Here is a 26,544-nt window from a genome sequence, read left to right as displayed (position 1 = left end):
AATAAATAAAAAAAACTCAATTCAATGTTTATTTATTGCAATAAAATATAATCAAATATTTTTCTTGTAATTGATCCTATTGATACTCCAATCCTAGCGTTTTCTAAAATTACTACCACAGCTACCGTGGGATTTTCGTATGGAGCGAAAGCAGTCATCAATTTATGATCCCTAAGAGATTCAGAAATCTTGCTTGGATCATAATTTTGGTTACTTTTTAAATTAAATAATTGTGCTGTACCAGATTTCGCTGCTGCTTTATATGAAGCGCCAAAAAAACTCCTACTTACTGTGCCATTTGGACGATTAGCTGCTCCGAACATTCCATCTTTAGCGATTTTCCATACATTTGATTTTGGGTCACCTACTTGATTACATTCCGTTTGATGGTATGGAACACAATTTTTTTCTAATAAAACACTATCAAGTAAATGTGGAATGCGCACGTTACCGTCATTAATTAAAGTAATTAAAGCTTTAGACATTTGTATAGGAGTAGCAGTCCAATACCCTTGCCCAATTCCTACCGGTATCGTATCTCCTTGATACCATGGTTGCTTAAAACGTTGTATTTTCCATGCCTTGGTCGGCATCACACCAGTTAATTCTTCGAATAGATCGATGCCAGTATATCTACCATATCCAAATTTATTCATCCATTCTGATAAATTATCTATTCCCATTTTGTAGGCTATTTGATAAAAAAAAGTATCAGAAGATTCTTCAAGAGCTTTCGTAATATTTAGTTCGCCATGCCCCCAACGCTTCCAATCACGAAAACGTTTTTCTGAACCAGGTAATTGCCACCAACCAGGATCAGAAAACAAAAAATTCTGATTAATCACCCCTAATGTTAAAGCAGATACAGAAATATAAGGTTTTACTGTAGATGCAGGAGGGTACATCCCTTGGGTGGCACGATTAAGTAAAGGACAATTGTTATCCTTTAATAAAATGCTATATTCTGTATTGGAGATACCGTTAACAAACAAGTTTGGATTATAACTAGGATGCGAAATTAAAGCTTGAATTCCTCCGTTGCGAGGGTCAACAACTATTACAGAAGACCTATTTCCTACTAATAACTTTATAATGTACTGTTGTAAATTCAGATCTAATGTTAAAATAATATTTTTTCCTGGTATCGGAGATTTTTTATATAATTCTCTAATCACTTTTCCGCGATTATTTATTTCTACAGCTCCATATCCTGGCGTCCCATGTAGAATATTTTCATAATAGCGTTCAATACCTAATTTTCCTATATTAGGAGCTGCAACATACTTACCCAAAATACCCTGCTTATTCAATCTTTTTATATCTTCCCCGTTAATTTTAGCGACGTATCCGATAACATGAGTTACATCGGATCCATAAGGATAGTAACGACGTTGATAACTTTTGATTGTTACCCCGGAAAACCTAAACCTATTAACAGCAAATCGAGCTTGTTGTTCTTCCGTTAAATCAATTTTGATAGGCAACGAAACGAATTGGGTAGAACGTTTCCGAGTTTTTTCAAAACATTCTATATCATGATCACTTAAATTTAGTAATAATTTCAACTCATGAATCGTATGGCTTAAATCAGTTGCATGTTCTGGAACTATTTCTAATTGGTAAATAGTACGATTTAATGCTAAAGCTATTCCATTACGATCATAAATAATTCCCCTTTTAGGAGGAATAGGAATAATCTTAATACGATTTTCATTAGAACGAGTAGTATACATATCAAAATGAATTATCTGTATTTGATATAGATGAATAAATAAAATGCTAATAATCAATAACACAAAAACAGATGCAATTGTTATACGACGCGCAAACAACAACGACTCAGCTGAATAATTATGAAAAATTTGACGACCATTGGACTTCATTTAATCAAAATCTATTTATATCTAATATTAATCATCGATATAAATAATTATATACTTATTTAATAGATGCATTGATTGCTATACACACGTAAATACTACATCCTAAACAGATATTTATAATTTATGTTTAGTTCCAAAGCTTTTCTAATTCATATAATTTACGAATTTCTTTTTGCATTACATGTATAACTAAATCACCTAGATCTACTAAAACCCATTCACCAATGCGCATACCTTCTGCACCATAAGGCTGTAACCCTAAACCACGAGATTTACGCAATATATCTTGAGATATAGAAATTACATGACGACGAGACATACCAGTACAAATAATCATAATATCTGTAATATTAGTTTTACCAGACATATCAAAACATGCAACATCTCGTCCCTGTATGTTATGTATAACATTAACTATAAATTCTTTCAGAACATCGGATTGCACGATTTAATGCCTAAATATGTATTTACGTGTGACTTTTCTACTGTTTTAATATACAGATAATGTATGGCATTTGATTAAATAATACAATAATTATCTTATCAATTTTTAACTTTTAAGATAAATGTAGAATTATTAACATTGTTAATTCTAATAAAAAACAACATTATAAATCTATATTTATTGTAGAAATGCGGTAAATGGCAAATTATTATTGTGTTTTGTTGTTTTTATGTAGCCTAAATAAAAATATTATTCCGTTAAATATTCAATTATGAACATGTATCATCGTACTAAATGTATACGATATCATTATCTTATTGCATAATAATTATAAGTTTCTCAATTTATATCCACATATAACTATTTTTAATAAAAAATTGAAAAATTATTTTAAACACATCAATATAATCAAGCAAAATCATCAATATCTTTATTATGAATTATTTTGGATAACAAAAAAAACACATGCTTATATTTTTATATAAGCATGTGTTTTAAATAAATAATTATCGCAAATCATCTAATAAATAAGATTTATAAAAATTCTATTATAAACACGGCTAACGTATTTAGACTAAAATCATTATTTAAGCGCAACCTTTTTATCGTAACATAATATGAGTGATAATAGTTCAAAACTTGATCGTGACAAAACAATATAATCCTTTTTATATATTAATTCTATTTGCGCTAACAATTCTATTGCTTGATGTAATTGGTATAAACTTAATCGATTAACGGCTCTAGATAATAACATACAATGATACTTGCTATATATTTTATATTTTTTTAACAAATTAAATAATGATTTTCCTTGTACCATATTGTATTTCATATTAGTTATCATCAGTATTTCAGATCTAATTTTGCATAATAATAGTTCTAAATCGACACCTATATATTCCAATTTTTTTAGAATACGATCAGCACGTTGTTTGTTGCCTGTTAAAATCGATTCTATCCAATGATTCATGTTAAAAAATGCTGAATCAGTTACTATTTTTTTTACACGAATAAAATTTAAATTTCCATCAGGATAGATTAAAGACAAATTCTGCAACGTTTGATTTAATAATGTTAAATTACCTTCGTAATAATAACATAATAATTGACAAGATAAATTTTCTATAACAAGTTTCATATTTTTAGCTTGATTTTCTATCCACATTATCAAGCGTGTATGCGTAGGAGTGCTGCAATCAACGAACATTCCTATTTTGTTAAAACATTGTAACCAAATATTATTTTTATTAATTTGATTTGATTCATGAATATATAAAATTAATACTAAATCATCATGAAGAAATGAGAATAATAAAGGTACGTTTTCTTTTAAAATAGCAACAGGATAATTTTGAGGAAATTTCAGGGATAATATTCTGCGTTTTTCAAATAAACTTGATACCCTGAAAAAATTAAATATATTCTCCCAATCAGAATACGTATCCAATGCTATATTAACAGATTCATTGAAATTTAGCATTCTGGCTGTATTAACAATATTCAGATAACTATCTCCTAAAAAATAAGAATCATTCCCTAATAATACATAAACAGATTTCAACTCTTTTTTCAATTCTATAAACAATTGTTCTGGGTATATCCAAATCATAATATATTTTAATGGTGAAATAAAAAATTTATATTAAATATAAAAAATAATTTTACAACATATCCTAACTAAAGTTTTCACATCGCAGAAATAATTGATATATCAGCTGTTGAGCTGCATCTCGATATATTTCTTTACGAATATTATTTTCTTGTGTGTCATTAAATAAAGCTTTTTCAGGATTTCTTATCAGTGAACGATACACGTAAACACTGATGGGGCAATCATTTCTGTTTGGAATGAATAAATGAGTTTGTATACTCAATGTCAATCGATATCCAGCCTCTTTTCCGTTTTGAAATACAGAAGTGGTTATATGTTTTTCTGAAGCATTGATGATATTTAAACGAGGAATCTGTGCCTCTCGTGTACATACATGATCATGTAAATCATTTAAATCATCAAAAATATCAATATGACTTGCGTACAACTCAGTCATTATAGCTCGAGTGATCGGACCAAATGGGTCATAACTGCATAATATTATAGATCTTATATTATTTGTTCGTAATTTTTGTATGGTTATATCTGTATATAATCGATAACCACAACCTGTAAAGATAATCACAATCAAAACACTTACAATCATTAAAAAAATAATTTTTTTTATATGAGCAATCTCCAGTATATTACTACTTTACAATGATATTGATCACTTTATTTGGAACATAAATTATATTATTTATTTTTTTTCCAATAAGATATTTATTTAAAACTCCCTCTGTTTCTAACAGTTTATAAACTACATTCTTATCACTATTTAACGGCACAAAAATTTTATGTCGCATCTTTCCATTCACTTGTGCTAGAACGAGCGTTCTGTCATTTTGTATCGCTTGTGTATCTACAATAGGCCATGTTGCATTATCGATATCTTCAGATCCTCCTAAGGCTTTCCATAAAATAAAACTAATATGTGGAGTAAATGGATATAGCATCCTCACTATTACCAATAAAGCTTCTTGTAATACTGCTCTATCTTGCATGCTTGTTTTAGGGGCGTTGTATAATTTTTTTACTAATTTCATAATAGCCGATAAAGCAGTATTAAATGATTGCCTACGATCAATATCGTCAGTAACTTTTTCTATAGTTTTATGTACATTGTATCGAATAAATTTTTGAGCATGATTCAGTATTACAATACGTAATACATCTACAGGTCCATCTTGGATATGACGATATATTAAGTTCCAAATACGTTTCAGAAAACGCTGTGCACCTTCTATTCCAGATTCTTTCCATTCCAATGGTGCTTCAATGGGAGCAGCAAACATTATAAAAAACCGCACTGCATCTGCGCCATATTTTTCAATAATTATATTTGGATCAATACCATTATTTTTTGATTTTGACATTTTACACATTCCAGCATAAATTAAATCACGTCCATTTTTATCAATGGCTTTGATAATGCCTCCTATTCTATCACGTTTTATTGTAACATTAGTTGGATCTACCCATATATGTTGGCCATTAGGAGACGTATAATAAAAAGAGTCTGCTAATACCATACCTTGACATAATAAACGTATTGCAGGTTCATCAGAATACACTAATCCTTCATCACGCATTAGTTTATGATAAAATCGAAAATACAATAAATGCATAATAGCATGTTCAATTCCACCTATATATTGATCAACTGGCAACCAATAATTAGCAGCATGCACATTTAACATAGCTTCATTATAATGAGGACAAGTATAACGAGCATAATACCAAGATGACTCCATAAAAGTATCAAAAGTATCAGTATCACGAATGGCTGTTTGCCCTTTATAAGTGGTTTGAATCCAGTTAGGATACATTTTTAAAGAATGATTGACATATCCATCGTTACTTCGTTGTATAGTTGACATATTTTTTGGAAGAATTACTGGCAATCGATCCAATAGTACTGGCTTAACAATGCCATTAGATAATGTTACCATGGGGATAGGAACCCCCCAATAACGTTGACGCGAAATACCCCAATCTTTTAAGCGATAATTCACTTTATGTTGGGCTACACCACGCGCAATTAACGATTTGACAATCGCGTTAGACGCAGTACAAGAACTTAATCCATCGAATTCACCAGAATTAAATAATATCCCACCATCACAAGTCATTGCTTGCATCGCAATATTTGGTTTAATTGCATCCAGATTCTTTATAACAGGTTTTATTGGCAGATCATATTTATGAGCAAATTCCCAATCTTGTTGATTATGAGCTGGAATTGATATAGCTGCTCCTATTCCATCATACTCCATAGGTATTACAAAATTGGCTACCCAAATTGGTAATTTACTATTAGTAATCGGATGTATCGCATAGATATGAGTAGGAATTCCTTTTTTTTCAAAATAAAAACTATTTTTTTTGTTTAATTTAGTATAAGAATCGTCATTTTTTTGAATAAAATGAGCTACATTTAAATCAATTTTTGCCACCTGCAATGCTATTGGATGATCTGTAGATATGATTAAATAAGTAATTCCCATGAAAATATCTAATCGAGTCATATATATTGTCAATGTATCATTAGAATTTTCAATTTTAAAAGTAACATTTACTCCTTCTGAACGCCCAATCCAATTTCGTTGCATAACTTTTACTTTTTCAGGCCAATGTTCTAATTGATCTAATCCATGTAACAATTGATCCGCATAATTAGTAATTCTTATAAACCATTGCGGAATTCTTTTATATTTTACAGGGGTATGACAACGCCAACAGCAATTATTAATAACTTGCTCATTAGCCAAAACCGTTTTATGATATGAGCACCAGTTTACTGATGCAGTTTTTTTATATACTAAACCTTTTTTATATAATATAGTAAAAAACCACTGTTCCCATCGATAATATTCTGGGTGACAAGTTATAAGCTCTCTATCCCAATCATAAGCAAACCCTAATGATTGCAATTGACTTTTCATATAACTAATATTAGAGTATGTCCAGATTGATGGGTTTGTATTATTTTTAATTGCAGCATGTTCTGCAGGCAATCCAAAAGCATCCCATCCTATAGGTTGTAATACATTTTTTCCAAGCATGCGTTGATATCGAGAGATTACATCTCCAATTGTATAATTACGCACATGCCCCATATGTAAGTTTCCAGATGGATAAGGAATCATAGATAAACAATAATATTTTTCTTTATTACTGTCTTCTGTTACTGCAAAAGTCTTATTTTTATGCCAATATTTTTGAACAACACTTTCAATATCTCTTGGAGAATATGATTTACGCATAATAAATATCACAATAAATTAAAAAATGTTAATTAATTAATAATTGTAGTTAATTACAAATATTAATATTTTCTAAATAAACATTATTTTTATCCAAAAAAAAGCGAGTATATAACAATATATACGTAATTAATAACATTTGATCAATTTTGTTCCTTATTTTATAAGAAACGTTTATTTTAATACTTAATAAAAAGTATAGCATATACTCTTTGAGATTTCTGTGTAATTATATACTTCTTCATTTTGAAGATTTGATAAAAATTTTTTAAAATTATACATAATTTTTGCATTTAAAAATTAGAAATATATATATAATAATGCCTAAAAAAAAACCGGATCCAAATTTTGCATATGGTGTCCAACCTGTGGTTGGAATGACCTTGTCACTAAGCACTGCAGAAATAAACTGAGGAAGTTGTGCTTGCAGAGAACCATCTGCATTAACAATCGCAGTAATTCCATTATTTGTACTACATAATAAAGGTCTTCCTAATTCTAAGGCACGCATACGAGCCATTTGGAAACACTGCCATGGTCCAATAGAATGACCGAACCACGCGTTATTTGCAACAGTTAATAAAAAATCAGTATCAGATTTAAAATTATCACGTATTTGTTTGCCAAGAATTATTTCATAACAAATAGCAGTAGTCATTTTTACGCACGATACACTCAATTGTGGTTGAAAATAACAACCTTCTTGCATAAAAGGCACAGGTACATTAAAAAGATTCAGTAGCGGTTTAAAAAATCTTTGAAATGGAAACTTTTCAGACCATAACACTAAATGATGTTTATCATATCGATTACGATTCGGATATTTATAGGATTCAGATTCTCCTAGTACTATAACACTATTATAGTAATGATAATAGTTTTGAGTGCAACGTATTCCAATAATCCCGGTAATTAAATTTGTTTGAGATTGTCTACATTTATGATCTAATAATGTTAAAATTGTATTATGTTCAATTTCATTTCCCGGAATAGCTGACTCAGGCCAAATAACTATTTTTGTTTTGCCAAGTAAAGGTAAGGTATGGTTTATATATGTCTGCAGTATTTTTTCTACATAATTAGAATTCCATTTTATATGTTGATCAATATTACCTTGCACCAAAGAAACGTGAACAGCGCGTTGTGGCTGCAAATGATACCATTGTATTTGTGTTAAGAGTGATAACAATAATAATATTCCGAAAGATATGGTCACTGACGATAATTGTGCTCTTTTGATAGAAACAGCCAATAATCCACTGATTAAAATAAGAGTAAATGTAATGCCTTCTACACCAAAAATAGGGGCAATACCTTTGAGGGGACCATCAATTTGACTATATCCAAATTGTAGCCATGGAAATCCGGTGAGCATATGCCCCCTGATATATTCAACAATTGACCATATCACTGGAGCAACGCTTACTGCGCACCATATAGTTGTATATGATTGTATCAGCGACAATAAAACAGAAAATAATATAGGAAATAGTATCAGATACAACACCAAAAAAACAATTAATAAAATATTGATACAGTTACACATATTACTGAATTGGTCTATACTTATATAGATCCATTGTAACCCGCTACCAAAAAATCCAATACCCCAAAAAAATGTATTCCATGCGGCTTTTTTCCATGTAGAATCTAAAATTGTTTTTAAAAAAACAGTTAAGGAGATAATACTAGCTGGCCAAAAATTATATGGAGAAAACCCTAAAATACCGAATGCTCCAAATAACAACACTATAAAAAACCCAAAATATTGTTTATATTTATAATATGTAGTAACAACAAAAATCATATCTACAAATTATTTTCTTTAGGCGTATATAATGAGTTTTTGGGAATTTGTACAAGTAATTGCACAATACGATGACTGTCTATGAGTGTAACTTTAAATTTGTAGCCTAAAATATCAATAGATTCCCCATTTGTAGGTAAATGCCCGAAAGATTGCATAATAAAACCTCCAATAGTATCTATTTCTTCATTATGAAAACAGGTGTTAAACATGTTATTAAAGTCTGCAACAGGAGTTAATGCGTTAATAATAAAAGTATGTTGGTTTATTTGACAAATATTAAAACTATCTTTATTATCGTACTCATCTTCAATCTCACCAACAATTAATTCTAATATGTCTTCGATAGTAATCAGTCCAGACATTCCTCCAAATTCATCTATTACAATAGCCATATGACAGCGTTGTAGACGAAATTCTTGTAACATTCTATCTACTCCTTTATGTTCTGGCACTACCATTGCTGGACGTAAAATTTTATCAATACTACATGGTTGTGATTGTTTTAATATGAATGGTAATAAATCTTTAGCAATCAAAACACCCTTAATTTTATCTTGATTGCCATATAACACTGGAAATCTAGAATGAGCAGATTCTATAATAATGTTAAGTTGTTCATCCCAAGACTGGGTATTTTTCAAAAAAATAATTTGCGCCCTAGGTACCATAACATCTCTAACTTTTTGTTCAACAATATCCATAACCCCTTCTAACATATCTCGAGTATCTGAATTTATCAAAGAATTTTGTTCGAAATCACGTATTAAACTTAATAAATCATTGCGATTTTTAGGACTACTATGAAAGAGATGATGTAATATAAAAGTGAAAAAACTTTTTTTACGAATAGAATTAACGTTCTCCTCTGAATTATTATTATTCATAATATTATTTACTATATCTTATAAAAAATTTTATTATCTATGTGCAACATGACAACACGTTCGATATCCACATTGCTGAAGTATATTTCTTTCTACTCGTTGCATTAATATAGCTTCTTTGTCCACATTATGATTATACCCTAATAAATGTAGTGACCCATGAATTATCATATGTGCCCAATGTGATCTACCAGGTACATTTTTTTCTTTAGATTCGTATTCTATGACCTGACGACAAAGCACTACATCACCAAGTAATGGGGATTTTATTCCTAATGGCGGAGTAAAAGGAAATGATAAAACATTAGTGGGGCAATCTTTTTTTAAATAATACCAATTTAAATAGCGCATCTCTTTTATATCTACTATACGTACAGTTAATTCTATTTTTTTTTTATATACAGAAAATATAGCAGATACCCACGACTGAAACATTTTCCGATTAGGTAATCCATGTAAATTTTTACATGCTAATTGTAAATCGATAATCACTTGATTATTTGTCATCTATTAATCCTTTATCATAATAATAATTATTAATCGTTATTATTTATCTTATTTACAATTTAATTTACAATTACACTCATGTATATCTATATATCTTTTGATGTATATTTAAAATTCTTTTTTATTATCCCATGTTTCATACGCATCTATTATGCGACTTACTATTGCATGACGTACCGAATCTTCTTTAGTAAAAAAATTAAAACTAATGTCTTTAATTACTGGTAAAACTTTAATAGCATGTGTTAAACCAGATGATTGATTAGATGGTAAATCAATTTGAGTGATATCTCCAGTAATAATTACTGTAGAATGAAATCCAATGCGGGTTAAAAACATCTTCATTTGAGTAATAGTTGTATTTTGACTTTCATCAAGAATAATGACAGAATCATTTAACGTACGTCCGCGCATATAAGCTAACGGAGCTACTTCTATTGTATTCTTTTGTATCAATTGCTCTACTCTTTCGCGCCCAAGTATATTAAATAAAGCATCATATAATGGACGCACATAGGGATCAGATTTCTGATTAAGATCACCCGGTAAAAAACCTAATTTCTCTCCTGCTTCAATAGCAGGACGAGTTAAAACAATACGTTTGTTTTTTTTACGCTCTAATAAATCTACCGCAGCAGCTATAGCTAGATACGTTTTTCCAGTTCCTGCAGGTCCTATTCCAAAAGTGATATCATGATTAAAAATATTATAAATATATTTTGATTGGTTTTTTGTACGAGGCTTTATTATCCCATTTTTTGTTTCAATTTGTATCAGAGTATTACGAATTGTTTTTGTACATGTATATTGAGTTTGTAATATCTGGATTTGTTTAATAGTCAAATATACTTGCTTTGGATCAATGTCGTGAATCACACCATATTCAGTCTCTGTATCCGAATATAAAGACACCAAAGCATTAGTAGCAGCATTAACTGATACTGATGTTCCTATTAATCTAAAAAAATTATCACGCCTATTGATAGTAATATTCAATTGAGATTCTAATTGCTTCAAATTATCATCAAAAGGTCCACATAGACTGATCAAACGTTTATTATTTGCTGGTTGTAATCTAATTTCTTTAGTTTTTAAATTCAAAAATTACCCCTAAATTAATCAGAATAAAAACGATTGATAATAACACTTACATTGAATCAAGATATTAAATGTAAGATGTAACATTATTTAGAAATAAAAAAATCCATCATCATAAGTGATGAAAAATTTTCAACATATCCACGTTTTTAAATACATGCTTTAAATTCTAAAAAATAAACAATAATAAGTATGATAATATATTAAAAATATAAACAAAAAATTAAATTAATAATATACTGAAGGCTAAAACAATTACAATCATATGTCAAGGACATATGATTGTAATTAAATCTTTAAATTTTTAAATATTTATTCAATTTGAAATTCCTATACGTTATATGCTCGATTACTTCATAAATTAATATTCGCTTGCATAAAATCTTAATATCATATAAAAATATACTTATATACAGATTAACCTTTATGTAGATCATAAAATATTATGAGTAAATTATTCTGTGATGTATTAATATTTGGCGCTGGTATTATAGGTGCATCTTTAGCATTACGTCTTTCTAAATCTGGTATTAAAGTAATTATAGTAGATCATACACATCCTGTTCCAATGAAAAAAAAAACCGCATATTCGAGTTGCTGCTATTAATTATGCTTCAATAGAATTCTTAAAACAAATTAATATATGGAAAAAAATTCCTTCCAATTTTTGCACTCCATATCACTGCCTAGAAGTATGGGAATGTCCATCATCAAAAGTAATTTTTAATGCCATGTCTGCAGGGGTATCCACAATGGGGTGCATTATCGAAAACAATCGGCTACAATCAGCACTTTGGGAAGATTTCGTAAACTTCAAAACAATAACATTATATTGCCCATCTATATTAGTATCCACACATTATGACGGTTTTTGTTGGCGATGTATTCTTGATAATGGTGTCGTAGTTATTAGTCGTTTATTAATAGGAGCTGATGGAATTTATTCTCAAGTTCGAAAAATATTAGGAATTGGGATAATTGGCTGGAAATATCGTCAATTTTGTATGTTGCTCACCATTAAAACAGACAAATGTAAAAGTGGAACAATTTGGCAAATATTTACTCCTTATGGTCCTATAGGATTTTTACCGCTACATAATCATTGGGGATCATTAATGTGGTACAATACTCCTGAGCGTATTCGTGAATTACAACAATTATCTGTAGCAATGTTGGAAAAAGAAATCGAGAATAATTTTCAAAAACAATTAGGTAGTGTTAAGTTACACAATATGACTGTAGTTCCATTGATTCGTCAATGTGCATACAACTACATAACTTCAGGAGGGGCATTAGTTGGAGATGCTGCACATTCTCTGCATCCTTTAGCAGGGCAAGGAATAAATCTAGGACTTCGTGATGTCATGAGTTTATCACAATTACTAATTAATTCACGTGTTTTTGACGAGTATTCGAGTATTTCAGAAGTGTTGATATCCTATCAAAAAAGCCGTAAATATGACTCTTTCATCATGCAATCATGCATAGATTGGTTATACGTTGTTTTTCATAATAATTACTTGCCGCTAAAAATAGCTAGGAACATTGCATTTATGGCAGTTGAGCGCTCCTTGTATCTAAAAAGAAAAGTATTAAAATATGCTTTAGGTATATAAGAACATATTACAATATTGCGATATTGTATCAAATATAGCGAGATTCTAAATCTATTTCGAATGTAATCATAAAAATAAATGTTTATACTTATATTACTACAATGACATTATATATGCAAAAATATTTCCCGATTAAATATATTTTAATTATTTATCTTTAATAATCATTAAAGATAAATAATATAGACTTTAAACGCGCAACATTTTATATTTGTTATTTAAGTATAATGATGTGAAAATTTACTGGGGCACCAGGATTCGAACCTGGGAATGGCGGGATCAAAACCCGCTGCCTTACCGCTTGGCTATGCCCCATTTATCATTAATATGCTTACTCATGTATATTTTTATATTTATTTATGTATTTCTTTTCTATACTCATTTAAATAGACAACATGCGGGAGGCGAGATTTGAACTCGCATACTTCTCAGTATCAGATCCTAATTCTGACGCGTCTACCTATTTCGCCACTCCCGCGTTGTGCTTATCTAATTATATAAATAGCTACGACGGGACTTGAACCTGTGACCTCAGCATTATGAGTGCTGCGCTCTAACCTACTGAGCTACGTAGCCAATATATTTAATTGTCCTGTGTTATGCTCCAATTGCGAACCAAAACACATAAACTTGTACTACATTATGCAACAATTATAAAATATCCGTCAACTTTCTTTTATGTATATAAAATGGGGTATATTTCTAGTTATTATACAAACTTATAACTTTATTGAAAAAATTATAAAAAATTATACGATTTACTTTATGAACACGCCCATATAAAAATAACCATAATTTAATTGATTTAAAAACAAAAATAGAATGTTTCTGTATAGAAACATTCATTATGAAGCTATTCCACATAATAATTCAGCCTATTCATATATGAATAAGGTAACGCATAATTTATAGTAATAAAAATTTAAAATGCTAGTTTAATACCAAAAAATCATTAATGAGATAAAACATCCCATCATGAATGAACATTCATTTAAGTATATGTCTATATGTAGTCGAATTTATGACAATGATGTATTCACTATTTTTCCGTTAACTATAGTTTTTCTTATTTGATAGTCTGTATTAAAAACGGTTAAATTAGCAATCTTATTTACTTCTAGGCTACCTAAACAATGGTCCATTCCGATAGCTTTGGCTGGATATAAGGTAGCCATACGCACAGCTTCATCTAACGGTATTCCAGCATATTTAACACTGTTTTTTATTGCTTGAATCATTGTTAAAGTCGATCCACTAAGTATGCCTTTACTATCCACACATATGTTATTACGATGATATATAGTTTTGTTAGAAAAAAGAAAACGGGATCTAATAAGATTAGAGCCCGCAGGACTAGTGGCATCAGTTACTAAAATTAAACGATCTCCTTTAATTTTTTTAGCATATCTAATATTAGCCCAATGAACATGAAAACCGTCTGCTATAACACTGCAATATATTTCTGGTACATCAAAAATAGCTCCGATAACACCAGGTTCACGAGCAATTAACGGAGGCATAGCATTAAATAAATGGGTTCCAAAACTAACACCGTATGAAAAACTAAATCGTGCTTGTTCATAAGTAGCATTAGAATGTCCAATTGCAACACAAATACCTGATTTTTTCAATTTTTGAATAAATGTCATATCTAATTGTTCAGGAGCAAGAGTTATTTTTCTGATGACATCACTATTCTCACACAGATAACTTATCATCTCTTTTGTCGGCAAACGAATTAATATCGGGTTATGTATACCTCTTTTTATAGAGTTTAAGAATGGCCCTTCTAAATGTAATCCTAAGGCCTGATTTTTATTTTTAGACAAAAAAACACGCATGACATCAACAGCTCGTTGCATCAAAACATTATCACTAGTAATCAACGTTGGAAGAAAACTAGTACACCCTGAAAATTGGTTAGTTACCTGCATTTTCTCAAGCGTACATATTGATATTGCATTTATATGATCGTTGAATTGTACGCCGCCGCATCCATTAATTTGCAAATCTATAAATCCAGGTGTCAACAAAGCCCCTGATAAATCATGTACATCTATGTTTTTAGGTAACTCGCTATTCAAACAAATAGCTTTAATAACATTCTTAGAAACGATAAGCGCATGATTGTCAATAATTTCCTTACCAGTATATATTGTACTATTAATTAAAGCATACATATTTTAGAAATTACATTATAATCGTCTGATTATTTATTTCTAGTTCTTGAAAATACTTAACCGTTTTCATTTTTAATTCCATAGTTGATAGCTCATCGCATACTAATACTGATCTAGGATGCAACTGTAAACAACTAATAGTCCACATATGATTAACGTTGCCTTCAATTGCTGCTTGTACTGCCATTGCTTTATTTATTCCAGTTGCTATTATTATTATTTCTCGTGACTCCATTAATGTAGCAATGCCAATAGTTAACGCAAATTTAGGGACAGAATCAATATTATTATCAAAAAACTTAGCATTTGATGCACGAGTTTCTTTACTTAAGTTTTTAACTCTAGTGCGCGATGTTAAAGAAGAGCCAGGTTCATTGAAAGCAAGATGTCCATCACTACCAACCCCTCCTATCAGCAAATGAATACCCCCATATAATTTTATTTTTTCTTCATATCGTTTACATTCATCTTTAACATTATTGGTATTTCCATTTAAAAAATGGACATTTTCTTTAGGAATATCAACATGATCAATAAAATTTGTATGTATAAAAGTATAATAACTTTTTGAATCTGAATGAGATAAACCAAGATATTCGTCCATAGTAAATATTACTACATATTTAAAACTTATTTGCTTAGACCGATGCAGTGCTATAATATTTTCGTAAGTCTTTATTGGAGTTCTTCCTGTAGGTAAACCTAATACAAACGGATTGTCGATGGTAGGATGAAAAGAATTAATACAGCAAACAACGTAGTGCGCAACCCATTGAGCAACATGATCAGAGGTATCTAAAAATATAACTCTCATATAAAGATCCTTGTTTAATTGAGCTGATAATAAATCGTCCTATATTATTTAAAAACTAATAAAACACTATAAATTATATATATGGTTAATTATGGACCTGATGAAATCTCTTTTTTAAAATTAAAGATAATAATTTTATTAGCACAGTACTGTAATGATAACAAATTATAGACATAAACACACTTCATTGGATAATTAGTTCCTTACGTGCTCCAGTAGTTATCGAACAATTATGCATATCAACGTATGATTATTTGCAAATTATTTTAATACTTAAATACATGCCTTTGTCTCCGTTATGGAAACATCCCGTATAATTTATATAAAAAATTACATATTCCTGCGCATTACAACCGTCTTTAAATAAAGATCTACGATTAATTTATTTCAAAAAACGTTATTTTGCTCGCAATAAAACTAACACGAATATATTTTATACAGAAGTACTAAAATTTACAACAGCAAAGTAACGTTTATATTATTCTCAAGCTGAGTAACAATGAAAATCTACAGAATTACCTACTTGTTGATCTGAAACAAAATAATTACAATGACTATAATGTTTGTACAAAAAATATGTAGATGCCAATCTATATTGGTTTGCATATGTAAAATATGGCATCGTAATTATAAAAATAGAATCTATTATTACTTGATTTATATTACGGTTATTCCGCGGAATATATCTACATTCAAAATAACAATTACAAACGCTGTTAAATATTTTCAAATCTTAATTAATGTACTTATCAACATATTATGTAAGTGCATGTTATAATTGTTATATAGAATGATATTCTTTAAAAATTTTTTATATTTTTATGTAATAATCTTAATTCAATATTATCATTTAAATAAATGAAGATATATTATCTACGGATTAGTAACAATGATGTATATTGAGAAAAGGATAAAAAAATGAAAATTCTTATGAATTATCGACCTAATTTTATTAACCATATTATTGATAAAGATTTGAAATCAAAGAAATATACTGATGTGCGCACACGATTTCCTCCAGAACCTAATGGATATTTGCATATAGGACATGCTAAAGCTATTTGCCTCAATTTTGGTATTGCTCAATATTATCATGGTCAATGCAATTTACGAGTTGATGATACCAATCCAGAAAAAGAACACAAAGAATATGTTGAAGGTATAAAATATGACATTCAATGGCTTGGATTTATGTGGCATGGAGATGTACATTATTCATCCGATTATATTGAAAAATTGTATGACTATGCTATCAAATTAATTAAAAAGGGATTAGCATATGTAGATGAATTATCCATAGATGAAATTAAAAAATACCGGGGAACATTAACACGTTCTGGTAAAAATAGTCCATACCGATCTCGTAGTATTAAAGAAAATTTGATTTATTTTTCTAAAATGCGAAATGGGGATTTTCTAGAAGGTGAGGCCTGTTTACGCGCTAAAATTAATATGGGCTCTTCTTCTATGGTGATGCGAGATCCGGTATTATATCGTATTAAATACACTCCACATCATCGCATTGGAAAAAATTGGTGTATTTATCCAACGTACGATTTTAGTCATTGTATTTCAGATGCAATAGAAGGTATTACTCATTCTTTATGTACTTTAGAATTCCAAGAGAATCGCATTTTATATAATTGGATATTAAATAATATTGATATAAATACACACCCCACTCAATATGAATTTTCTCGACTTAACTTAAAATATATAATCACATCTAAACGTAAACTTAGTATATTAGTTACAAAAAACATAGTTGATGGATGGGATGATCCTCGAATGCCTACTATTTCTGGATTACGACGCAGAGGATATACAGCCAGATCAATTCGCGAATTTTGTCATCGTATCGGCATTAGTAAACAAGAAAGTCAAATAGAATTATCACTTTTAGAGTCATGTATTCGTGCAGATTTAAACAAACATGCGCCACGACTTATGGCGGTAATCAATCCAATAAAAATTATTATTAATAATTTACCTGTAGGATATGAAGAAAAAATAGAAATGCCAAATCATCCTAATAACTCTGATATGGGGGTTCGTCCTGTCATTTTTAGTAAAGAAATTTTTATTGATCGTTTTGATTTTTGCGAAATGTTAAATAATAATAAATGCTATAAATTAACCTTGGGACAGGAGATACGATTAAGATACGCTTATGTTATAAAAGCAGAGGGTATCAAAAAAGACAAAAACGGAAATATCATTTGTATTTACTGCAGTTACGATCCATTTACTTTACATAAAAACCCAGTAGATGGCAGAAAAATTACCGGAGTAATCCATTGGGTATCAGCAACAAGAAATATATCAGCTGAATTTCGTCTATATGATAAACTATTTATTCACCCCAATCCTTCTGTTGCAAGCAACTTGATTGCCAATATCAATCCTAAGTCTTTAATAATTTCTCAAGGAGTTGTTGAAGAAAATATCATTCACTCCTATAGCTTTGGTCCGTATCAAATTGAACGAGAAGGATATTTTATCCTAGACCACCATTATTCTAAAAAATCTTATTTAGTGTTTAACAGAACTGTAACCCTAAAAGAATCTAAAAATTACTAAAGAAATACATTTAATTGTTACATAATTATACTTGGTTAATCTTTCTATTGATTAACTATAAACTATACTACAAACATAATAACAGCGCGCTTATATAAAACTAACCATACCCCGTATATATGATGCTCAAAGATAGTTCGTAATAATCCTAATAGTATGTACAGTACAGTTATTAATATAATTATTTTATTTGTTGTTAATATTCATCTCATTCCGAATTTGATTCACCCAATGTTGTACACGAATTTCAGTCATTTCAGGTTGGCGATCTTCATCAATAGCTAATCCCACAAACTTATCCGTATCAATTAAACTTTTTGAAGTATCGAAATGATAACCAGACGCAGGCCATAATCCTGTAACAACAGCTCCGTTTTTCAAAATAATATCGTATAAAATGCTCATTGCATCACAAAAATATTCTGAATAATCTTCTTGATCTCCACATCCAAAAATTGCTACTTTTTTTCCAGAAAAATCAATATTTCTTAGTACAGGTAAAAAAATATCCCAATCACATTGGGGTTCTCCATAATACCAAGTAGGAATTCCAAATAGTACATTATCATAATTTTCTATATCTTCTTTAGAGCTCATAGCTATATCAAAAACATCTGCGATATCCTTTCCTAACTGTGCTTGAATCATTTTAGCAAGTTTTTCAGTATTACCTGTATCACTACTAAAAAAAATACCTACTAACGCTGATTTCATAGTATTCTAACCCTATATGTTACATAACATAAATTGTATTTTTATTATCAATCAAAATGCATCCAGCTTCGCAATATCACATCAAAGTGTCGACGCAATCACAACGTTCATAATACCTGTATTATCATGGCTAATCAATTTTAATTAATCATTAATATTATTTGTTCACAAATACATAAATTTTACAAAAATATCAAATAAAATATATATATTGAAAAATTAATGGATAATAAATTCATTAATCTTACTTAATACATATGCAGCATTATCCCAATGCACCCAATGCCCTGCATTAGGTATCATGCAAATGCGCGCCTGCGGAAATTGATGGTAAATATCGTGCAAGTAACGATCATCAAAATACGAAGATAATGCGCCCCTAATAAACAATGCCGGACCCCACCAAGTTTGGTATGTGTTCCAACCACTGATATGAATATAATTATTTCTAATAGACGAAAAATTAAAAACCCAAGATCCTTGATGGAACGATTTTAATAAAAAAAATATTAATGTTTGGTCGATACAACACTGTTGCATAAGATTCGCAGCTTCGTTTCTATTTTTTACTCCAGATATATTAACACATTCAATTGCATGAAAAATATTATCATGATTATGTACATTATATTTTATTGGAGCTATATCAATAACCACGATTTTGCTTATACGTTGAGGGGCCAACATACATAGTGTCATAGCAACTTTACCGCCCATTGAATGACCAATAACTATGCATTTGTTTATTAGTAAATGATCCAGCAAGTCTAAGATATCTTGTGCCATTACCGAATAATTCATAGATCGTTCATGAGGAGAACGACCATGATTGCGTAAGTCAACTTGCACGACACAACAATATCGAGCTATGCTTTTTACAATAATCCCAAGATTACTAAGATCACCGAAAAGTCCATGGAGTATTATGACTGGTGTTCTTTGGCATACAGTTTTAAGCATTCGTAATCGATAATTAAGCTGCATATAATATAATTACTTATTAAAAATAACACTGAGATATTGTTTATCACGATCTAAATAATATTTTTATGTATTTAGTAAGTTGTATATAAGAATACTTACTTAATAAACATAGCTGTTATTTCTGAGTAACCCTTAAAGACTGCTAATGCATACCTATGAATTATTAGTGTTTTTAAAAATTAAATCTAACGTGGTCATCAAAACGATGTTCTAATATTTCTTTATATATTAACGCCACAAATTTCAATACCCCGGTAGACTCTACGAGAATGATATCATAATATTTTTTAAAATTTCATAAAATAATCAATTTAGGGGATTTTCGAATGAAGAATCATATCCATTCTGGACAACTAGCGTCACATAATGAAGTTATTAATACATCTCGATTAATAACACAATATTATAATTTATCTCCCGATCCAAGTAATGGCGCTCATAATGTTGTATTTGGTACTTCAGGCCATCGTGGTAGTTCTCAGAGATACAGTTTTAATGAAGCACACGTATTAGCAATTAGTCAATCGATTGTACAAGTACGCGCACAACAAGGTATAACTGGGCCATGTTACATTGGAAAAGATACGCACGTTCTTTCTGAACCAGCGTTTATGTCCGTACTTGAAGTATTAGCGGCTAATTTTGTCGATGTTATTGTTCAAAAAAACAACGGCTATACTCCAACCCCTGTTATTTCTCATGCTATCACTCAATATAATAAAAATCATCACAATAATCATTCAAAAAAAGCTGACGGTATCATCATCACATCTTCTCATAATCCACCTGAAGATGGCGGTATAAAATATAATTCAATATATGGAGGACCAGCTCCTACTAATATAACTCGCACAATTGAACAAATCGCTAATAAATTTTTAGTGAATAATTTACAATATGTGCACCGTATGACGTTAAAAAACGCTTGGAAAAGCGGTTATATACACACACAAGATTTCATTCAAAATTACGTAAAAAAACTATCTACAATAATTGATATGCAAGCCATAAAAACATCCGGTTTGAAACTGGGAGTACATCCCTTAAGTGGGTCCAGTATAGATTATTGGCAAAACATTGCCCAATTTTATCAATTAGATTTAAATTTAATCAGTGAAAAAATTGATAAAACATTTGGTTTTATACATCTTGATTATGATGGTTGTATTCGATTAGATTGCTCTTCTGAATTCGCAATGGCTGGAGTATTAAAATCACATGATAATTTTGATTTGCTTTTAGTTAATGACCCAGATTGTGATAGACATGGAATTATTACTCCTCTTGGTTTAATAAAACCTAATCATTACCTTATTATTGCAGCACATTACCTTTTTAACAATCGTCCATTGTGGCGTAATCGTTCACTATTCATAGGAAAAACGTATGTATCTAGTATTATGATGAATCATGTAGCATACGATCTCTCTCGTCAATTGATAGAAGTACCAGTAGGTTTTAAATGGTTTGTACGAGGATTATTTAATAGCTTATTCGGTTTTGTAGGTGAGGAAAGCGCAGGAGCATCTTTCTTAGATTTTTATTGCTCTCCATGGTCCACTGATAAAGATGGGCTAATTATGTGTCTATTAGCGGCTGAAATAATTGCTATTAGTGACAAATCTTTACAAAAGTATTATGATCAATTGGTTCAAAATTTTAGTATATCTAATTATAATCGTATTCAATTACCTATTAATTACACACAAAAATCCATCATCTCCAACACATTATTTAATCAGATTAATATGACAGAATTAGCAGATGATCCTATTACTAAGATCATAAATACGGGTTCATTAAAAGATCAAATATCCATGGATAGTATAAAAATCATCACCCCCAATGGTTGGGCAGCGTGTCGATTATCAGGCACTGAATCAGTATACAAAATTTATTGTGAAAGCTTTTTAAGTGTTTCTCATAGAAAAAAGATTGAAAAAGACATAATAAGTATCATCGATAATATCATCAATCAATCTTAATGTAAAAGATACACGATAATAAATTGAATACAGTAGTATTACATAATTATAGATTATTAGTCTTTATTGTTAAATAACAATACCTTATAAACAATAATATGAAATAGATATAAATAAAAAAATTATATCTGCATTATATATAGGATGTATGTAATGCATGTTATTACTATGAACACTTAGGATTTTAAGGTAAAATTTGTGTTCATTATTTTTCTGCAAAAATAATGAACACATTTTTTATGTTTATCATTCCTTATTATAAAATAAATCACCATAAATATAGGCATTCGACCATCATGTTTTTTGAAACAATTCTTAGATAAAGTTATGCATTTTAAATTAATACTGTATTCAATACAATGTGGATCATCTGAAAAATGTATTGTAATATGATAGTTGTTTTAACGATTTTGTATTAAATATATGATCTGACTATTACTTTCGATATATTTGATGCGTAAAAAAACATGAACACATGATTTGAGTGTGTGACTATCCAATTCATCCTCACATATAATGGTATAGTATAATTACTACTATTTTTAGATATCCATATACATACGTTGTATCAACAATATTTTGTATATATAAATAGATTTAATGGTCTTGTGTCGAAAGGATCACATATATGATCTAAATCATTACCTGAGAAATCGATTATATATTTTATAAAATTACATAATAAACTCTTTATAATTATGTTAAAATATGTGTAGATGTAGAATGTAGATTCGTTGCTAATGTTAAAATTAATTACATAAATAATGCATTCATAAAAACCAAAGACTATACATACTAAACTCAGCACAAAAACAACTTATGTTGTATTTTAATATTTTTTATTTTGCAACACAGCACATTATTTAAAAGTAAAAATATCAATACTATTAACGCAATGAGATGCTGCTATTTCAACAATCATTTTTATTGTAAAAAATGAGTTTTTAGATCCGAAAAAAAATAACATATAACATCAGCATCACAAATAATATATCCATACTTTCTTACTTATTTATCTTTTATTAAATAAAATGAATTAATCTTGAATAAGACTAAAGAAGTGTAATTTCTGAAAAAAAATAATTGTTAAAATACAGCATTCTTATTATCTAAACGCTATGCCTTTGATCATATGGTGATTATCGGTAAATTCTTCCAGAATAATAATATCTAATGCAACTAATAAATATTTAGTATATAAATTTTTTGTTCAACTTTAGGGTGCCATAAAAGATATTAAACACTAAACTCAATATTCTATTAAAGTATTACCACATTTAAATTCTATTATTTTTATAATTATTTTTTTGATCAGGATAAAAAAATTTATGATCTACTTCATTTTATTATTGCATATATACCCTTTTTTTTGACAATTAAAAACTAAATTCAATTCTAAATTTTTTAATATTATTAAATTGTTAATAATATACAAGATGTGATATTATGCCTAATCTAATCATTTGTTATAGTATTGGATCGATTAACGTAATTTAGAGGTATCAAAACAAAAGATAATATATATATTTGAAAATAATTGTATTTATAAGATAAAACCATAATAATAATCCATCTTTATATCATATATTATCTTTTAGTTTATGATGTTTTCAGGATGTATCAGTCTTTTGCTTGCAAGCATATGTTTTACTATTAATATTTAAGAGTGTTTATATGATAAAAAAAAATCAAAGACCAATATATTTAAATATCAGAACTATACGATTTCCCATTACTGCTATTGCTTCTATTTTGCACAGAATCTCCGGAATTCTGTTATTCATAACAATTGGTCCAATTCTTTGGATGTTAAAATTATCCTTATCTTCTAATAATGAATTTTGTAAAATTCATCGGTTTCTATTAATGAATCATTATATTTTTCAGTTTGTATTTTGGATAGTTACGATCTTACTGAGTTATCATATAGTTGCTGGTATCCGTCAAATATTAATGGATTTCGGATGTTTAAATCAAACGTTACTAATAGGAAAAATTAGTGCAAAAGTTATATTTGTATTAACCATTTTGTTATCTATTTTCATTGGAATTTTGATATGGTATCCATTAAATCGATCTTGAAATATCACGGAGTGTACGAATGGTTGCTAGTACGAATTTCAGCCGTCTGGATGTTGCTATACATTGTGTATATTTCTATTTTTATTATTTCTTCTAACCACCTATCTTATGATAGGTGGTACGATTTTTTTAGCAAAAACACCACTAAAATATTTAGTATCATGGTTTTATTATCTGCCCTAAGTCATGCTTGGATTGGCATGCGCCACATACTAGAAGATTACATAAACTTACCTATATTAAGGCAGTTAGGAGTGTGGATAACCGGTTCTATATTGTTCATATACTTATTTTTTGGGATGATTATCATTTGGAGTGTGTAGATGCATCAGATACCAGTTAAAGAATTTTTTTCTATTGTTATAGGAGCTGGCGGCGCGGGTATGCGCGTTGCATTACAAGTTTCTAAAATGGGATTTTCTTGCGCCTTAATATCTAAAGTCTTTCCTACACGTTCACATACAGTATCTGCTCAAGGAGGGATTACGGTTGCTCTCGGTAATAATCACGAAGATGATTGGCAGTGGCACATGTATGATACTGTAAAAGGATCTGATTACATAGGAGACCAAAATGCTATTGAATATATGTGCAAAACAGGACCTAAAGCGGTTCTGGAATTAGAACATATGGGGTTACCATTTTCTAGACTAAAAAATGGTCGTATTTACCAACGTCCATTTGGAGGACAAACTTTATATTATGGAAAAAAACAAGCAGCACGTACTGCCGCAGCTGCTGATCGTACCGGACATGCACTATTGCATACCTTGTATCAACAAAACTTGAAGAACAAAACAACCATATTTTCAGAATGGTACGCATTAGATTTAGTAAAAAATCAAGATGGAAGAATACTTGGTTGTGTTGCTTTTTCTATTGAAACAGGAGAATTAGCATATTTTAAAGCACGTGCTACAGTACTTGCAACTGGAGGAGGAGGACGCATTTATCAATCTACCACTAATGCCCATATCAACACAGGGGATGGAATTGGCATGGTGTTGCGAGCAGGAATACCTGCTCAAGATATGGAAATGTGGCAATTTCATCCCACCGGAATAGCTGGTGTCGGGATCTTAGTAAGTGAAGGATGTCGTGGTGAAGGAGGATATCTTTTAAATATTGCAGGAGAAAGATTTATGGAGCGTTATGCTCCTAATGTAAAAGATTTAGCCGGACGTGATGTGGTAGCTCGAGCAATTATGTTGGAAATTCAAGAAGGTCGAGGTTATTCGGGTCCATGTGGTCCTCATGTTAAATTAAAAATAGATCATTTGGGAAAAGAATTATTGGAATTACGATTACCTGGTATCTTAGAATTAGTGCGTACTTTTTCTTATATAGATCCCGTCAAAGAATTAATTCCAGTATTTCCTACCTGTCATTATATGATGGGTGGTATTCCTACAACGGTGCGTGGAGAAGTAATTACTGTAAACAATGCAGGTACAGATACGATAGTACCAGGTTTATTTGCAGTTGGAGAAACCGCTTGTGTATCAGTACACGGGGCTAATCGACTGGGTGGAAATTCTTTATTAGATTTAATCGTATTTGGGCATGCTACAGGAACATATATACAAGCATATTTGTCAGAAGAAGAATGGCCGGCGCGTGGGCCTACTGATTCTGATATAGAACGATCATTAGCTCGTTATATTCGCTGGAATAACAATAAATCGGGTGCAACAGAAAATCCAGTAACAATACGCCAAGATTTGCAGTCATGTATGCAAAACAATTTCTCTGTTTTCAGAGAAGAGCAAAAAATGCTAAAAGGATTGCAAGAACTAAAAGAAATACGTAACCGATTGAACTGCGCGATTCTATCAGATAAATCTTATACATTCAACACACAACGTGTTGAATGTTTAGAATTAGATAATTTATTAGAAACTGCTTATGTAACTGCTATGGCTGCTATTTTTAGAACCGAAAGCAGAGGAGCTCATAGTCGTTATGATTTTCCCACGCGTGATGATAAAAATTGGTTGTGCCATACGTTATATTTACCAAAAAATGATATTATGATTCGTCGTAATGTAAATATGCAACCAAAATTTCGTTCTCCTTTTCCTCCGAAAACTCGTGTTTATTAA

General features: G+C 29.9%; 20 protein-coding genes and 3 tRNA genes. 7 read left to right on the top strand and 16 right to left on the bottom strand.

Annotation, left to right across the window (positions count from 1 at the left end; all coding sequences use genetic code 11):
* Positions 1-32 precede the first annotated feature (32 nt).
* From mrdA to M9396_RS00835, 9 genes are all read right to left on the bottom strand, one after another.
* The gene (gene mrdA / locus M9396_RS00875) at positions 33-1,883 is read right to left on the bottom strand and encodes a peptidoglycan DD-transpeptidase MrdA (protein ID WP_250256757.1); all 1,851 of its coding nucleotides are present in this window, start codon (positions 1,881-1,883) and stop codon (positions 33-35) included.
* A gap of 127 nt (positions 1,884-2,010) precedes the next feature.
* Entirely contained in the window at positions 2,011-2,328 is a 318-nt protein-coding gene (rsfS, locus tag M9396_RS00870) for a ribosome silencing factor (RefSeq protein WP_250242368.1), read from the bottom strand.
* A 583-nt stretch (positions 2,329-2,911) separates the two neighbouring features.
* Positions 2,912-3,940, bottom strand: a complete 1,029-nt coding sequence (gene holA, locus M9396_RS00865) for a DNA polymerase III subunit delta (protein WP_250256756.1) — start codon at positions 3,938-3,940, stop codon at positions 2,912-2,914.
* Between the two features lie 64 nt (positions 3,941-4,004).
* Positions 4,005-4,508, bottom strand: a complete 504-nt coding sequence (gene lptE, locus M9396_RS00860) for an LPS assembly lipoprotein LptE (RefSeq protein WP_250242374.1) — start codon at positions 4,506-4,508, stop codon at positions 4,005-4,007.
* Between the two features lie 64 nt (positions 4,509-4,572).
* Positions 4,573-7,188 (bottom strand): leucine--tRNA ligase, encoded by a 2,616-nt coding sequence (gene leuS / locus M9396_RS00855; RefSeq protein WP_250256755.1) that lies wholly within the window; start codon positions 7,186-7,188, stop codon positions 4,573-4,575.
* Between the two features lie 274 nt (positions 7,189-7,462).
* Positions 7,463-8,995, bottom strand: coding sequence for an apolipoprotein N-acyltransferase (gene lnt / locus M9396_RS00850; protein ID WP_250256754.1), 1,533 nt, complete (start codon positions 8,993-8,995; stop codon positions 7,463-7,465).
* A 2-nt stretch (positions 8,996-8,997) separates the two neighbouring features.
* The gene (corC, locus tag M9396_RS00845; protein WP_250242384.1) at positions 8,998-9,882 is read right to left on the bottom strand and encodes a CNNM family magnesium/cobalt transport protein CorC; all 885 of its coding nucleotides are present in this window, start codon (positions 9,880-9,882) and stop codon (positions 8,998-9,000) included.
* A 33-nt stretch (positions 9,883-9,915) separates the two neighbouring features.
* Positions 9,916-10,389, bottom strand: coding sequence for an rRNA maturation RNase YbeY (gene ybeY, locus M9396_RS00840; protein WP_250256753.1), 474 nt, complete (start codon positions 10,387-10,389; stop codon positions 9,916-9,918).
* Between the two features lie 108 nt (positions 10,390-10,497).
* Positions 10,498-11,490, bottom strand: a complete 993-nt coding sequence (locus tag M9396_RS00835; protein ID WP_250256752.1) for a PhoH family protein — start codon at positions 11,488-11,490, stop codon at positions 10,498-10,500.
* Positions 11,491-11,932: 442 nt separating this feature from the next.
* On the opposite strand from M9396_RS00835, the gene M9396_RS00830 reads away from it, so the two are divergent.
* Positions 11,933-12,094: an FAD-dependent oxidoreductase gene (locus M9396_RS00830; protein ID WP_250242394.1), complete on the top strand. Its 162-nt coding sequence runs from the start codon at positions 11,933-11,935 to the stop codon at positions 12,092-12,094.
* Positions 12,075-13,103, top strand: coding sequence for an FAD-dependent monooxygenase (locus tag M9396_RS00825; RefSeq protein ID WP_320411726.1), 1,029 nt, complete (start codon positions 12,075-12,077; stop codon positions 13,101-13,103). Before M9396_RS00830 ends, M9396_RS00825 begins: the two co-directional genes overlap by 20 nt.
* A 243-nt stretch (positions 13,104-13,346) precedes the next feature.
* On the opposite strand, the gene M9396_RS00820 is transcribed toward M9396_RS00825, so the two are convergent.
* From M9396_RS00820 to nagB, 5 genes are all read right to left on the bottom strand, one after another.
* Positions 13,347-13,418 (bottom strand) — tRNA-Gln (locus tag M9396_RS00820).
* Positions 13,419-13,499: 81 nt separating this feature from the next.
* Positions 13,500-13,581 (bottom strand) — tRNA-Leu (locus M9396_RS00815).
* A 24-nt stretch (positions 13,582-13,605) separates the two neighbouring features.
* Positions 13,606-13,679: transfer RNA gene (locus M9396_RS00810), tRNA-Met, on the bottom strand.
* A gap of 443 nt (positions 13,680-14,122) precedes the next feature.
* Positions 14,123-15,283 (bottom strand): N-acetylglucosamine-6-phosphate deacetylase, encoded by a 1,161-nt coding sequence (gene nagA / locus M9396_RS00805; RefSeq protein WP_250256751.1) that lies wholly within the window; start codon positions 15,281-15,283, stop codon positions 14,123-14,125.
* Between the two features lie 10 nt (positions 15,284-15,293).
* On the bottom strand, positions 15,294-16,097 hold the full coding sequence (gene nagB, locus M9396_RS00800) for a glucosamine-6-phosphate deaminase (protein WP_250256750.1): 804 nt from the start codon (positions 16,095-16,097) through the stop codon (positions 15,294-15,296).
* A 918-nt stretch (positions 16,098-17,015) separates the two neighbouring features.
* On the opposite strand from nagB, the gene glnS reads away from it, so the two are divergent.
* Positions 17,016-18,677, top strand: a complete 1,662-nt coding sequence (gene glnS / locus M9396_RS00795; RefSeq protein WP_250256749.1) for a glutamine--tRNA ligase — start codon at positions 17,016-17,018, stop codon at positions 18,675-18,677.
* A 186-nt stretch (positions 18,678-18,863) separates the two neighbouring features.
* Here glnS and fldA read toward each other — a convergent pair whose 3' ends face one another.
* Together fldA and M9396_RS00785 are read right to left on the bottom strand one after the other, a co-directional pair.
* Positions 18,864-19,391, bottom strand: coding sequence for a flavodoxin FldA (gene fldA / locus M9396_RS00790; protein WP_250255901.1), 528 nt, complete (start codon positions 19,389-19,391; stop codon positions 18,864-18,866).
* A 219-nt stretch (positions 19,392-19,610) separates the two neighbouring features.
* Positions 19,611-20,375: an alpha/beta fold hydrolase gene (locus M9396_RS00785; protein WP_250240990.1), complete on the bottom strand. Its 765-nt coding sequence runs from the start codon at positions 20,373-20,375 to the stop codon at positions 19,611-19,613.
* 326 nt (positions 20,376-20,701) lie between these two features.
* Here M9396_RS00785 and M9396_RS00780 point away from each other — a divergent pair, with 326 nt between their 5' ends.
* The 4 genes from M9396_RS00780 to sdhA all read left to right on the top strand — a co-directional run bounded on the left by M9396_RS00780 (position 20,702) and on the right by sdhA (position 26,544).
* Positions 20,702-22,360 (top strand): phosphoglucomutase, encoded by a 1,659-nt coding sequence (locus tag M9396_RS00780; protein WP_250256748.1) that lies wholly within the window; start codon positions 20,702-20,704, stop codon positions 22,358-22,360.
* Positions 22,361-24,034: 1,674 nt separating this feature from the next.
* Entirely contained in the window at positions 24,035-24,442 is a 408-nt protein-coding gene (gene sdhC, locus M9396_RS00775; protein WP_250240996.1) for a succinate dehydrogenase, cytochrome b556 subunit, read from the top strand.
* Positions 24,418-24,765 (top strand): succinate dehydrogenase, hydrophobic membrane anchor protein, encoded by a 348-nt coding sequence (gene sdhD, locus M9396_RS00770; protein ID WP_284308684.1) that lies wholly within the window; start codon positions 24,418-24,420, stop codon positions 24,763-24,765. Before sdhC ends, sdhD begins: the two co-directional genes overlap by 25 nt.
* Positions 24,766-26,544, top strand: coding sequence for a succinate dehydrogenase flavoprotein subunit (gene sdhA / locus M9396_RS00765; protein ID WP_250256746.1), 1,779 nt, complete (start codon positions 24,766-24,768; stop codon positions 26,542-26,544). It begins immediately after the preceding gene.

Origin of the sequence: Blochmannia endosymbiont of Camponotus modoc, from assembly GCF_023585785.1 — a bacterium.
Taxonomy (GTDB): domain Bacteria; phylum Pseudomonadota; class Gammaproteobacteria; order Enterobacterales; family Enterobacteriaceae; genus Blochmanniella.
This window is presented reverse-complemented; position numbering and strand designations above follow the sequence as displayed.